We start from the raw sequence: 12,665 nt of genomic DNA, 5'->3' as shown, positions 1-12,665 counted from the left end.
TTGAATCCTATGAAAATCAGTAGTCGTTTTACCGTTGCTGTTCATATTTTATCTTTGGTCACGATTGAGAATAGTGCACTTTGTACTTCCGAATGGATTGCAGGCAGTGTAAATACAAATCCGGTCGTAATTAGAAGAGTAATGGGAAAACTCAAGAATGCTGGCTTAATTCAAGTCCGTCGAGGAACCGGTGGAGCTACACTTCGTAAGTCTTTAAATGAAATTACTCTTTTAGATGTTTATAGAGCAGTTGAAGTTGTAGAAGAAGGAGAACTTTTTCAATTTCATGAGAAACCGAATCCGAATTGTCCAGTCGGTGCAAATATTCAATTAGTACTAGAACTAATCTTAAATCGAGCACAAGAAGCGATGGAAAAAATACTGGATGAAGTTACTATGGAAGAATTAGTCACAGTATTAAGCAAAAAAATTGGATAATATCATTCAATTTTTTTTACAAAAGATGTAACTAATATTGTTACATCTATCTAATCTATTTTTTTCAACTAGTTGTAACTATTTTGGTTACGACGGTGAAGTCGAAACGAATCTTAAAAATTTAAGGAGGAAGAAAAAAAATGAAAATTGGTATTATTGGAGCAACAGGTAAAGCAGGTAACCTTATTTTAAAAGAAGCAGTAGAAAGAGGACATGAGGTAACAGCAATCGTAAGAAATGCATCTAAATTAACAAATAATGAAGTATCAGTATTGGAAAAGGATTTATTAGATTTAAATTCAGCTGACTTAAAGCAATTTGATGTTGTTGTAAATGCATTTAAAGCAGCTGAAGGTCATGAGAATCTTTATATTAAAGCAGGGAATGTTCTAATAAATGCTTTAAAAGGTAATCAGGATACTAGATTAATTGTAGTTGGTGGAGCTGGTAGCTTATATGTTGATGAAGAAAAAACGATTCAATTAGTTGACACTCCTGAATTTCCAAAAGAATATTATGCTACTGCTTCAAATATGACAAAAGGTCTTCACGACTTACAAAAAACAACTGATATTAAATGGACATTTATTAGTCCTGCAGCATTTTTTGATCCGAATGGTAAACGTACTGGGGCTTATCAAAAAGGAAAAGACAATTTTATTGTTAATAAAAAAGGTAATAGCTACGTAAGTTATGCTGACTATGCAATTGCTTTATTAGACGAGATTGAAAATCCACAACATATTAATGAACGATTTACTTTAGTTTCTGAAGCAGAATAAGTCTGAAATTCAAATTTAGTACTTTGTCTACACATCGAAGCGATTCTTTATGGGAATCGCTTTTCTTATTTATATAAATAAAAATGGACCCCATCGTATGAAGTCCAACAATTATAGCTTATATTTGTTTCTTTTTATAGCCATAAAAATACATACTTAGAGGCCACCAAATAACTGCAAAAATTGGATATACAGCCCAAATTGTATCTGGGGTGGATATAACATTTACAATAATAAAGAAAAGACTAATTAGTATGCTAGCTGAAAACGAAAAAGCTACAAACGATTTTTTATTCACATGATAAATGGATAATGGCCACCAAATAATTGCAAATGCCGGATAAATGACCCAAGGATAATCTGGAGAAGCGATAAAATTTAAAAAACCATAGTATGCGATCATTATCATACTGCCAAGGATAGCAATCGGTAGTGTTCTAGCATTCTTACCTAAATGCATGAGAATTGGCCAACAAATAATTGGAAAGGCTGCATAGAAAAACCAAATATAATCAGGTGAGTGAAGTAAGTTCTCTGTTAACAAGAAAGCTAGGAGTACGATACTACTAAAGAGTGAGAATTGCTTCATCGATTTTTTTCTAATGAAATATAAACTAATTGGCCAAAATAAAATGAAAAAACATGGGTAAATGAACCAAATCGTGCTAGGAGATGTAATAAAATTAACGAGCATAAAAAACACCATCGTCATAATACAGCCTGTAGTTGCAAAACCGATATAATTTTTCACTGTTCTTCACCTCACTTTTTACGTTGCCAGTAGAAATACATTGAAAGAGGCCACCATAATAGACCAAACGTTGGGTACACAAACCAGATCGTCTTCGGAGTGTAGTAAAAATTAGTAAATAAGAAGAAAGCGATTAGTAAGCCACTGCCCCAAATAGAATAGGATAAATTTAGTTTTGCAAATTTTTCTTTCTTGCTATCTGTTTTTTTAACACCAAGTTCTCTTTTTAATTCCTCAATGTCCCCAAATTCTACAATTGCTTTGTTTATAGCATCTTCTTCCTCCTTACCATTTTCCATTAAAAACATGACTTTTTCTTCTAAGTTCTGAATAATCTCTTGTTTAACTATTTCTGATTGTTCAGTTTTAGGAACTTCTTTAAATAGTTCTTCAATATGATTTCTAATTTTTTTCATTCTATCTCCTCCATGAATAGATCAATAATTTCTTTTACTTCTTGCCATTCTTTTACTAATTCTGTTAGATATGCTTTTCCTAATGAAGTTATTTTGTAATATTTTCTTTTTCCACCGTGTGTAATATCGCCGAAATAAGCTTCCACTAATTCCTTTTTTTCTAAGCGCTGAAATACAGCGTATAATGTTGCTTCTTTTATTTGAAACCGATTGTCTGTCCGTAATCCAATTTCTTGAGAAATCTCATATCCATAACGGTCTTTCTCAGAAATGAGTTTTAATATGATTGAATCAAGATGCCCTCGTATGATGTCACTTCTAACCATAAATCACCAATTCACCTTCTATAATATTATTCTATCTGATAGAGTAATGTTAACAATAATTACTCTACCTGTCAAAGTAATTTTATGTAATTCTATTTTTGACTATTAGTAAGTAATGAAATAAGCCCGTCCGAAGCCTAAATAAATTATTTTTCCTATTCTTGCTCTACTATATGTCACATTTTTTGTATTTCATTCGTCTTAATTAGTGAAGAAAAGGAAAGGGAGAGATAATATTATGAGTTTAAATCAAATAGATGGACATCAAAAATGGGATGTAACTGTATTAGGTGGTGGTATTGCTGGTTTAACTGCCTCGATCTATTTAGCTCAAGCAGGTAAAAAAGTACTACTATTGGATAAAGCATCTAAATTAGGTGGGAGAGGTATTTCGAATATAATTGGCGATGCACATTTAAATCTTGGAGCACACGCATTATATATAAACTGTATCGAAATTTTAAATGAAGTGGGTGTTACTGTTTCTGGTAAGCTTCCAAAATTGAGTGGTGCATTTATTCTTGGTGATCAATCTAATCAAATGAAAATAATCGAAGCATTTAACTTATTTTTGGGCAATCATTTAAAATGGAAAGAAAAAATGGAATTTATTCGATTTTACCGACATATTCGTAAAGTGGATTTAGAGGAAATCAATCATATAAGTTTAGAAGAATATTTGAATAGAAAAATATCAAGTCATCGTGTAAAAAATTTAATTTTAGCTTTTATCCGTGTATCTACCTATACAAGTAATTCTGAATTAATAAGTGCAGGAGTGGCAATTGGTCAGCTTCGTAGCGCGAAAGTAATGTATATAAATGAAGGATGGCAATCAATTGTTAACGACCTAATTAAAAAGGCGAATCAACTTGGTGTTACGATTCAAAGTAGTACAGTAGTATCTAAAATTACTGGCTCTTATCCAAATATAAATCTTATCTTGAAAAATGATACTAGGATCAACACCAGCTGTTTGTTATCGACAATTAAACCAAATGATTTCGTTAAGTTAATAGATGAGCCAATCCCAGATTCATTTTTACAAAAATGTAATCAATTGATTCCAGTAAAGGCTGCATGCCTTGACCTTGTAATGAAAGGTTTACCAAATCCAAAACTCAACTTTGCTTTAGGTGTTGATCAACCATGGTACTTTTCAAATCATTCATCAGTAGCTAAATTATCGAATAAAGAAGGCGAAATTGTAGTACATCTAATGAAATATTTAAACTCGGTCAACGAAACAGATTCTACAAAAGATGAGGAAGAACTAGAAAGTTTACTTGATTTGCTCCAACCAGGTTGGAGAGACTATGTAATTTCACGTCGCTATCTTCCTAATCTTATAGTTTCTAACGACATAAAAAAGCCGTTTAATAAATTAGACAATCATTTATCAAATAGTGAGATTGGCTTGGAAGGCTATTATATTGCAGGAGACTGGCTGGGGGAGACAGAACTTCTATTAAATGCATCACTTACGAGTGCTAAAAATGCTACTAAACGAATAAATGAGAAGCTTGAACTTCAACTAATTTAAAATAGAGGAGAAGATAATCCATGGAAGTAGACTATCTATATTCTCAATATAAGCCACTTTTATTTTCAATAGGGTATAGTATGCTAGGATCGGTTGAGGATTCGGAGGATTTGGTACAGGATACTTTTCTCGCAGTTCAAAAAATGAATCAATCTAACACAAAAGAAAAGCCGAATAATATAAAAGCATTCTTATGTAAAATAATGACTAACCGTTGCTTAGATTTATTAAAATCCTCAAAAAATAAACGCGAAATTTATATAGGACCGTGGCTTCCTGAGCCGATTATTGAAAAATTACCGGAAGATTTAAATGATGATCCAATGGAAAAGATGATTTTAGATGAAACGATAACCTATGCATTTTTAGTTTTACTGGAACAGTTAAACCCAACCGAAAGAGCAGTATTTGTATTACGGGAAGCCTTTCAGTTTGACTTTCGTACAATCGCAAATATTTTAAATAAGACCGAATTGAATTGCCGTAAAATATTCAGTAGACTTAAGCTCAAAGTCCAAAGTAAGGATGTAGATGAAAAACGAAATCTAAATAAAGAGCTAGACATTGCTAAACGATTTATTGAAGCTGCGGAAACAGGTAATTTTGAAATGCTAATCTCACTTTTAACGGAAGATATCGTTCTAATAACTGACGCCGGTGGCAAAACGAAAGCAGCAATCCGCCCAATCAATCTAAAGAAAAATGTTATTGCCTTCCTTGTTGGTATAAGGAAGAAAATTAACTCTCCATCCGATATCGAAATTGCTTTGATTAATCATCAAATTGGTTTAATTGTAAAAAGTGAAGGCGAAGAGCCAACCGTAATTTGTTTTGATATAGAAGGAGAGCGTTACCGAAGTATTTATATGGTTCGAAATCCTGATAAGATAAGATTTTTAGAATGAGAATCAGGTTTAAGCTTAGAAGAGGGAGTCCCGCTTTTTTATGGGAACCCTTTTTTGTATGCAAATTTACTGCAAAAATGTGAGTTTCAATTACACATAGGGGCTTATTACAATGAGATAGCCCCTTTTTATTTTTGGTTTTTTTCACAAAAAGCATTATAGTTTTTAGTAGTGACTATGTATAGATTAAAAATTATAGGAGTGTTTATGGAAACGAAAGAGTATCTAATTGCACAGCTTAATGAAATTGAAAAATGGGAAAAAGATCAAAAAAGCGTATTTTTTTGGGAGAAAGTCGGTAGAATTCCATTTATGATTTTGGATAAAATTACACCTAAGTTCATTCACGATAAGATTGGGGTTATTTTAGATGAGCTATCTAAGTATGTGAATGCTGGTGGTCAATATTTAGTTAGTGTCCCTTCAACTCTAACTAGGATGAGTAAGGAGCTTTCTATTCAAGAATTAACCGAACTTGAAATGGTCAATCAACTTAGTCTTGAGCAAATGGATCGTGTTTCGAATGATTTTATAGCTAGTCGTAAACAATTTGCAAAGGTTCAAGGAGCGACTACAGGTTTTGGTGGAATGTTTACGATTGCGATTGATATCCCAATCTTATTAGGACTTACATTAAAGACACTTCAAGAAATAGCAATTTCTTATGGATATGATCCAAATGATCAATTGGAGAGAGTATTCATTATTAAATGCTTACAATTTACATCAGCTGATATAGTTGGTAAAAAGGCGATATTAGAAGAGTTAACAAATATTGAAGGAAAAAAAGCCTTTTCTCAAATTGAAGGGTGGAGAGAAGTATTTTATACATATCGTGACAACATGGGATGGAAGAAGTTGTTTCAAATGGTTCCAATTGCAGGCTTAATATTTGGTGCCTATGTAAATAAACAAGCAATTGAAGATGTTGGCGAAGCTGGTAGAATGCTTTATAAAAAAAGACGAATCATGGAAAAATTGAATGATTTAAAATAGCAGAAAAAAGATGAAATTAGTTTAGAGCTAAATTCATCTTTTTTGTTAATTTCATAAATCAAACGTTTGTTTAAGATTTAAATTTATTCGGGAATTGCTTAATAATGCCTGAAGAAATTGTATCAGCTATTGTGATTATATGTTGAAGACTAGCATCAAATGCTTGAACATTCCCTTCCCAGTCCATTTTTATCCTAGTAACAGCCTCATTAGTTACCATTTTTAAATGTGTATATAGTAAGTTTTTTAAAGTTTGGTTTGTCCAATTTGGATTTGCTTTACTTAAAAGTGCAGCAATCTCATCTGCATTTTTAAACCATTTGTCGTTCAATGTTTTTAAAGTGGCCATATCATTTGCTTTCGCAGCATCAATAATTTTACCAGCGATTACAATGTGCTCTGTAAGTAATTTAGCAAGCTGATCTCCAGCGGCAGCACCATAATATGGTTTAATTGCGTTCCCAATATCTTGTTGATTTCTTAAGAGTCTTGCAAGTACTACATCCTTATCTGGCATTCCAGCAACAGCACTTACAATATATTTACTAGTCCATATTAAGTGATCCATCCAAAGCTTTCTCATATCTGCTTTAAAATTACATGCTGAATTACTTATGCATCTTCCATGAGCTCGAGTATCCATTTGCTCGGCGCTGGATTTAATAGGGGATAAAATTAGTGCAAAACATAAAAATAGAGATGTGAATTTTAGTAATTGTTTCTTCATTTAGATGTCTCCTTTTGAGATGTTTTCAAAATGTACCAGTATTATTTTGGATTTTTTTAAAAGTAATATTCAAAATTTTTACATTTAGTTCATTTGTGAAAGTAGAGCAAATGCTTACTCATGTGGAAAACATCAAAGTTAGATTGGCTATTAAAAAAATAGTGATTTTGATATAGTATAATAATAGATGGTGGGAAATAGTGGAAAAATAACGCGGTAAGTATGTTACTTTTTCCTTGGAAGGTGAAGGGAAGACAATATGTTAAATTTTTTATATCCTAGTTTCATTATCATGACTTTAATCATTTTATTTTTTGGTTATAGATTTTTTAAAGGTTATATTACTCTATTAAAATATTTTTATTGGGTAATATTTGGAATCTACATTACTTGTCTCTTGGATATTACTTTGTTCCCGTTTCCTTATCAAAAGTATCTAATTCAAGTCATGATTGAGGATCACTTAGGGTATAAAAATAATTTTGTCCCATTTAAAGTAGTTGTAGATTCAATCAAATATGGGTCATTTTCAATTGCTCTAAAGCAAATCGGAGGAAATATTGCATTATTTATACCTTTAGGATTTGCTTTGCCAGTCCTAAATCCTAATATTAAGAAAAGTAAAACGATATTAGTTGGTTTTACTGTAAGTTTAGGGATTGAAATAATCCAAGGAACCGCTGGATTATTTTTTGGATATAATTATCGATCTTGCGACATTGATGATTTATTATTAAATTCATTTGGCACCGTGTTAGGATTTATAGTTTTTAGTTTAATCACTAAATTTTCTATTAAGAAGAAAATCGATAGTCAATATACAAAAAGACAAGGAGCATAATGCTACTTGTCTTTTTGTAACTTCTGAAGCTCTTTCACTGTCACAAATTTATATCCATCTTTCGTTAATAAATCCAAAATCCCCTTAATTGTTTCTAATTCTTTACCAGTTTTATCATACATTGGATGAATTAAAATAATTGAACCCGGTTTTATATTTTTCTTTACATAGTCTATTTTGTCTTGAGGATTAGTGTAAAAAGTATCTGGCTCCAAATTCCAAGTAATTGTTTCTCGGTTATGTTTATGCAAGTAATACGGTAAGCCAAATAGTTTTTTACCATTTGGTGGACGGAACTCAATTTCCCCTTTATAACCAGCTTTTCGTATTAGTTTGTCTGTCTTTTCAATTTCATTTTTGATAAATGAAGGTGATTTTAGCACCATTCTGTTATGAGAATATGTATGATTTCCAACTTGTTGCCTTGCATCCACAATTTTTTTGGCTTCTTCGGGATTTTTTTCAATTTCATTCCCGATTAGAAAAAAAGTAGCCTTTGCATTGTATTGATCTAATAGTTGTAGAATATCATCTACATTTTTAGTTGGACCGTCATCAAATGTTAAAGCAACTACTTTTTGGTTAGTGTTAACTTCGTTTGTTAATCCACCAAAAAGCTGAAAAGATCTTGCATTTATTAGCTTGTACAATCCAAATAAGATTAGAAATATAATTAGAATACTTGCACTTATTTTCAGTACTCTTTTTTTCATCTATTTTACCTGTCTTTCTAGTTATTGAAAATAAACATAATTATATCATCACTAATTAAAAAAAGAATAAAAGAAGGAAATTAAAGGAAATTTAAGTCTGTTGAAAGAAATAGAGAGAGAGGGAAGATTGTGACGAGGAGTCGAAAGACATGCCACAAAGAGTGCATCATAAAAATGGAAATCAACGTTCTTCTTTTTTGAAGGTAATTTTTGAAAACAGTTTTTTATTTAGTTCAAACAATCTACTTGCAAAGTTATCAGTTTAGTATTAAACTGATAACAAGATCGATCAAAGAGGTGCAAAAATGTTAAATAGTCACAATGAAGCTTCTGCAAACAAATCAAAAAATTTAGCAGTATTACTTTGGTTTCGATTAGCTCGTTTTTATCTTAAAAATGTTAGAGAATCAAATAATCAATTGAAAAAATGGGGACTGACGACTGCTCAATTTGATGTAATTGTCCATGTTGGGAGAAATAAGCGTCTTACTCAGCAAGAATTAGCCGATAAATTAGTTGTTACAAAAGGAAATGTGACTCATCTATTAAAGAAAATGGAAGAGCTTCAGTGGATAAAAAGAGAAGTAGAATGGAAAAACAAATATCTCTCTTTAACAGAAATAGGTCAAAAAATGTATGAAGAAATCGTACCTTCACAAGATGAGTTTCAAAAAGCTCAATTCAGCAAATTAACCGAAGAAGAGCAATTACAATTACTTACTTTATTAAGGAAATTAAATAAAAAGTGAATTAGAACGGAGGAAAGTTTATGGAGAAAATGAAAGGCATACATCATATTACTGCAATAGTTGGTGATCCACAAGAAAATATGGATTTTTACGCTGGGATTTTAGGTTTACGCTTTGTGAAAAAAACAATTAATTTTGATGATCCAGGAACTTATCACTTTTATTTTGGAGACGAAACTGCAAAACCAGGGACGATTATGACTTTCTTCCCTTGGGCAAATGCATATAGAGGGAAAGTAGGAAGTGGGCAAGTAGGAATCACAACATTCTTAATCCCAGCTAACTCAATGGAATTTTGGGAAAATCGTTTAGCATCTTTTAAAATTCAAACAAAAAAAGTAAGTCGATTTGGAGAAACATTTCTTCGATTTGAAGACTTTCATGGCTTACAACTAGAATTAGTAGAAAGGGAAGCTGGCGAAGAAAATACTTGGGAATTTAATGGTGTTACAAAAGATGTAGCAATTAAAGGATTTGGTGGTGCAGTTTTATATTCTGGAGCACCAAATAAAACAGCAGAACTGTTGGAAAACGTAATGGAATTAGAATGCTTAGGTCAAGAAGGTAACTATTTACGTTTTAAAGCTGCTAGTGATATCGGAAATATTATTGATATTGAATTAGCCGCAGTAGGCAGAGGAGCTATGGGAGTAGGAACTGTCCATCATATTGCTTGGAGAGCAAGTAATGATGAGGAACATGTAAAGTGGCAACATAAATTATATGATCATCATTATGGAGTTACTGAAGTAAAAGATCGAAATTATTTTAACGCAATTTATTTTCGTGAAAATGGTGGGTTATTATTTGAAATTGCAACTGATCCACCAGGATTTACGATTGATGAGAATATAGACCATTTAGGCGAACAGTTAATGCTACCAAAGTGGCAGGAACCACATCGTGAAATAATAGAAAATCACTTGCAACCAGTTGTTGTTAGAGAGGTGAAAGGAGAATGACGATGAAACACGTATTTAATAGAGGGAGTAATCCAGCGAAGCCAACATTTTTATTATTACATGGTACAGGGGGGAATGAACTTGATTTATTACCAATTACAGGTATGATCGACGATGAAGCTTCTGTATTATCAGTTAGAGGAAATGTAAGTGAAAATGGAATGCCACGTTTTTTTAAGCGATTAGCTGAAGGTGTATTTGATATGGAAGATTTAGTTTTCCGTACAAAAGAATTAAAAGAGTTTATTGAAACGGCGTCTGTAGAACATGGATTTGATCCAAATAATATGATCGCTATTGGTTATTCAAACGGTGCAAACATTGCAGGAAGTCTACTGTTCCATTACGAAAATGTATTTAAAGGCGCAATGTTATTGCATCCAATGGTACCGATTCGTGATGTAGAATTACCAATTATGAAGGATGTGTCAGTCTTCATTGGAGCAGGAAAAAATGATCCAATCTGTTTACCACAAGAAACAGAAGAATTAGCATCATTGTTAGACGGTGCCGGTGCAAAAGTCGTTACTCATTGGGAAAACATGGGGCATAGCTTAACTAGATCAGAAATTGAAGCTGCAAGTGAATGGTATCAAAAAAACTTTTAAGGGGTAAGTAATAATGATGAAATCTTTTTCTCCAGCTGATATAAGTGAACGTGATAATTATAAATTCTTAATTGGTGGGATTATTCCAAGGCCAATTGCTTTTGTGACAACAGAATCAAATGAGAATGTCTTAAATGGGGCACCTTTTAGTTATTTCAACATCGTAACGTCTAATCCACCTATGATATCTGTATCTGTTCAACGACAAAATGGCAAACAAAAAGATACAGCTAGAAATGCGATTGAGAAAAAAGAATTCGTTGTTCATATCGTTGATGAATCAAATGTAGAAGCAATTAATAAAACAGCAGCTGCTTTACCATCTACTGAGAGTGAAGTTGAGTTAGCAGGATTAACACCTATAGAAAGTGTAAAGGTTTCAGTTCCAGGAGTGAAGGAGTCAAAGATTCGAATGGAATGTGTTTTAGAACAGGCAATTCCATTAGGAAAAGATAATGAGGCTTGTGACTTATTAATAGGCAAGGTTGTTTATTTTCATATAGAAGATGAAATTTATGAAAATGGCCGGATCGATGCAGATGGCTTAAAAGCAGTTAGTCGTTTAGCAGGGAATGATTATGCGAAAGTTGGAGAAATGTTTACAATTGATCGTCCTAAATAAGTTTAATAAGAGTGAAGGGTAAAGTAGAATTTACCCTTCATTTTTTTTGAAAAAATTTAAAGAAAAATGAACGATTTGTAGAACCTATTCGTATAACAAATGAAACGAAATAAAGATTGAATAACATAGCTAGGAAGGAGGAAGCAATGGCCGATTTAGATGAATTAGAAATTATAAAGGATGCTCAGCAAGGTGACCAAGATGCATTTGCTAAACTTTTTCAAATCCATTATTCCTTTTTATATAAATACGTTTTAAAGATGACGCTAAATCAACAAACTGCAGAAGATTTAGTGCAGGATACGATGTTGAAAGGTTATGACAATATAAAGAAATACAACGGACAATCCAAATTTTCGACTTGGCTAATTACAATCGCTACTAGACTTTATTTAGATCAACAAAGAAGGAAAAAGCGCGAATGGTTTTGGCAAAAAAATGAATCTGAAAAGTTATCGCGCTCCTTAAATTGGCAGCTAGCCTATAAAGGGTTTGAGTGGTGTGATATTATGGAGGGTTTTGAAAAGCTTAAATCAGATGTACGAACGGCTATATTATTAAAGCATTACTACGGCTATACGAACGAAGAGATTGGAAATATGATGGGAATTCGAGAAGGTACAGTTAAATCAAGAATTCATAATGGAATGAAGGAATTAAGAAAGGAGTTAATGCAAGATGGATAAAGAAGAAATTGTTTCAGCATTTAAGCAGTTTGATGAATTAACGAATGTACATGAACCTTCAATCAGTGCGATTACAGAAAAAATTAAATATCATCAGGAAAAAAAGAAGACCATTTTTCTTAAAGAACTTATCGTATTTATCTGTGTAGCATGCAGTCTATTTATCGGGGCACTTCTTATGGCATTAGAAGCACCAGTAAGCATTGTGTTTATTCAAGGTTTAGGCTTTATTGCATTACCAATTATTTTTAAACGAGATAAAAAGAAAATTGAAAGTGAGTTGATGTAAAGTGGAATGGACAACAGAAAATATTATCATATTATCTTTAGTCTTTATCATTTTAATAACGCAAAGTATTACACTTTTTACAAACGCTAAAAAGAGAAATCGTTCAGCCTGGTTATGGGGGTTGTTAGGAATGATCCAATTCCCTTGGCCAAGTGTTTTCTTTTACTTTTTAGTTGTTCGAAAAGATCGAAAAAAATGAAATTAAGGATTGTGTAGAAATACTAGGCTAATTGGAACTGCTCAATTTTAGTCTAGTATTTTTAAATTTTGTATTTGACAATTTTGGTGTATTACGTGTATAGTACACGTAT

Annotated in this window: 18 protein-coding genes; 13 read left to right on the top strand and 5 right to left on the bottom strand. The window is 32.2% G+C overall.

Going from position 1 to position 12,665, the window contains the following annotated elements; translation table 11 throughout:
- The first annotated feature begins 9 nt into the window (after window positions 1-9).
- Both RAH41_RS12125 and RAH41_RS12120 read left to right on the top strand, forming a co-directional pair.
- Complete coding sequence (locus tag RAH41_RS12125) at window positions 10-438, top strand: Rrf2 family transcriptional regulator (protein ID WP_331222736.1); 429 nt, start codon at window positions 10-12, stop codon at window positions 436-438.
- Between the two features lie 140 nt (window positions 439-578).
- Window positions 579-1,220, top strand: coding sequence for an NAD(P)-dependent oxidoreductase (locus RAH41_RS12120; RefSeq protein ID WP_331222735.1), 642 nt, complete (start codon window positions 579-581; stop codon window positions 1,218-1,220).
- 118 nt (window positions 1,221-1,338) lie between these two features.
- Here the strand turns inward: RAH41_RS12120 and RAH41_RS12115 are convergent, their stop codons facing one another.
- From RAH41_RS12115 to RAH41_RS12105, 3 genes are read right to left on the bottom strand one after another with little or no spacing between them, the layout of a single operon-like run.
- The gene (locus RAH41_RS12115) at window positions 1,339-1,971 is read right to left on the bottom strand and encodes a hypothetical protein (RefSeq protein ID WP_331222734.1); all 633 of its coding nucleotides are present in this window, start codon (window positions 1,969-1,971) and stop codon (window positions 1,339-1,341) included.
- 11 nt (window positions 1,972-1,982) lie between these two features.
- On the bottom strand, window positions 1,983-2,387 hold the full coding sequence (locus tag RAH41_RS12110; RefSeq protein WP_331222733.1) for a permease prefix domain 1-containing protein: 405 nt from the start codon (window positions 2,385-2,387) through the stop codon (window positions 1,983-1,985).
- On the bottom strand, window positions 2,384-2,713 hold the full coding sequence (locus tag RAH41_RS12105; protein WP_331222732.1) for a PadR family transcriptional regulator: 330 nt from the start codon (window positions 2,711-2,713) through the stop codon (window positions 2,384-2,386). The genes RAH41_RS12110 and RAH41_RS12105 overlap by 4 nt, the downstream gene beginning before the upstream one ends.
- A gap of 238 nt (window positions 2,714-2,951) precedes the next feature.
- Here RAH41_RS12105 and RAH41_RS12100 point away from each other — a divergent pair, with 238 nt between their 5' ends.
- From RAH41_RS12100 to RAH41_RS12090, 3 genes are all read left to right on the top strand, one after another.
- Window positions 2,952-4,256: an FAD-dependent oxidoreductase gene (locus tag RAH41_RS12100; protein WP_331222731.1), complete on the top strand. Its 1,305-nt coding sequence runs from the start codon at window positions 2,952-2,954 to the stop codon at window positions 4,254-4,256.
- Between the two features lie 20 nt (window positions 4,257-4,276).
- Window positions 4,277-5,161 (top strand): RNA polymerase sigma factor SigJ, encoded by an 885-nt coding sequence (sigJ, locus tag RAH41_RS12095; RefSeq protein ID WP_331222730.1) that lies wholly within the window; start codon window positions 4,277-4,279, stop codon window positions 5,159-5,161.
- Window positions 5,162-5,368: 207 nt separating this feature from the next.
- A complete protein-coding gene (locus tag RAH41_RS12090; RefSeq protein ID WP_331222729.1) occupies window positions 5,369-6,157 on the top strand; it encodes an EcsC family protein in 789 nt (262 codons plus the stop codon).
- A 70-nt stretch (window positions 6,158-6,227) separates the two neighbouring features.
- Here RAH41_RS12090 and RAH41_RS12085 read toward each other — a convergent pair whose 3' ends face one another.
- Complete coding sequence (locus tag RAH41_RS12085; RefSeq protein ID WP_331222728.1) at window positions 6,228-6,884, bottom strand: glycosyltransferase; 657 nt, start codon at window positions 6,882-6,884, stop codon at window positions 6,228-6,230.
- A gap of 259 nt (window positions 6,885-7,143) precedes the next feature.
- Here RAH41_RS12085 and RAH41_RS12080 point away from each other — a divergent pair, with 259 nt between their 5' ends.
- The gene (locus tag RAH41_RS12080; protein ID WP_331222727.1) at window positions 7,144-7,725 is read left to right on the top strand and encodes a VanZ family protein; all 582 of its coding nucleotides are present in this window, start codon (window positions 7,144-7,146) and stop codon (window positions 7,723-7,725) included.
- A gap of 2 nt (window positions 7,726-7,727) precedes the next feature.
- Here the strand turns inward: RAH41_RS12080 and RAH41_RS12075 are convergent, their stop codons facing one another.
- The gene (locus RAH41_RS12075; protein ID WP_331222726.1) at window positions 7,728-8,438 is read right to left on the bottom strand and encodes a polysaccharide deacetylase family protein; all 711 of its coding nucleotides are present in this window, start codon (window positions 8,436-8,438) and stop codon (window positions 7,728-7,730) included.
- Window positions 8,439-8,743: 305 nt separating this feature from the next.
- Between RAH41_RS12075 and RAH41_RS12070 the strand changes: the two genes are divergently transcribed.
- The 7 genes from RAH41_RS12070 (at window position 8,744) to RAH41_RS12040 (ending at window position 12,553) form a co-directional block, all read left to right on the top strand.
- The gene (locus RAH41_RS12070; protein WP_331222725.1) at window positions 8,744-9,187 is read left to right on the top strand and encodes a MarR family winged helix-turn-helix transcriptional regulator; all 444 of its coding nucleotides are present in this window, start codon (window positions 8,744-8,746) and stop codon (window positions 9,185-9,187) included.
- Between the two features lie 20 nt (window positions 9,188-9,207).
- The gene (locus RAH41_RS12065; protein WP_331222724.1) at window positions 9,208-10,149 is read left to right on the top strand and encodes a ring-cleaving dioxygenase; all 942 of its coding nucleotides are present in this window, start codon (window positions 9,208-9,210) and stop codon (window positions 10,147-10,149) included.
- A gap of 2 nt (window positions 10,150-10,151) precedes the next feature.
- Window positions 10,152-10,757, top strand: a complete 606-nt coding sequence (locus tag RAH41_RS12060; RefSeq protein WP_331222723.1) for an alpha/beta hydrolase — start codon at window positions 10,152-10,154, stop codon at window positions 10,755-10,757.
- A gap of 16 nt (window positions 10,758-10,773) precedes the next feature.
- Entirely contained in the window at window positions 10,774-11,379 is a 606-nt protein-coding gene (locus RAH41_RS12055; RefSeq protein ID WP_331223033.1) for a flavin reductase family protein, read from the top strand.
- 146 nt (window positions 11,380-11,525) lie between these two features.
- The gene (gene sigY, locus RAH41_RS12050; protein ID WP_331222722.1) at window positions 11,526-12,065 is read left to right on the top strand and encodes an RNA polymerase sigma factor SigY; all 540 of its coding nucleotides are present in this window, start codon (window positions 11,526-11,528) and stop codon (window positions 12,063-12,065) included.
- The gene (locus tag RAH41_RS12045) at window positions 12,058-12,354 is read left to right on the top strand and encodes a DUF5345 family protein (RefSeq protein WP_331222721.1); all 297 of its coding nucleotides are present in this window, start codon (window positions 12,058-12,060) and stop codon (window positions 12,352-12,354) included. Before sigY ends, RAH41_RS12045 begins: the two co-directional genes overlap by 8 nt.
- Window position 12,355: 1 nt before the next feature.
- On the top strand, window positions 12,356-12,553 hold the full coding sequence (locus tag RAH41_RS12040) for a transcriptional regulator (RefSeq protein WP_331222720.1): 198 nt from the start codon (window positions 12,356-12,358) through the stop codon (window positions 12,551-12,553).
- Window positions 12,554-12,665: the final 112 nt, after the last annotated feature.

The sequence above is a fragment of the Gottfriedia acidiceleris genome (assembly GCF_036421055.1).
Taxonomy (GTDB): Bacteria; Bacillota; Bacilli; order Bacillales; family Bacillaceae_G; genus Gottfriedia; species Gottfriedia acidiceleris_C.
The sequence above is the reverse complement of the archived record's forward strand: the minus strand, read 5'-3'. Positions and strand labels throughout refer to the sequence as shown.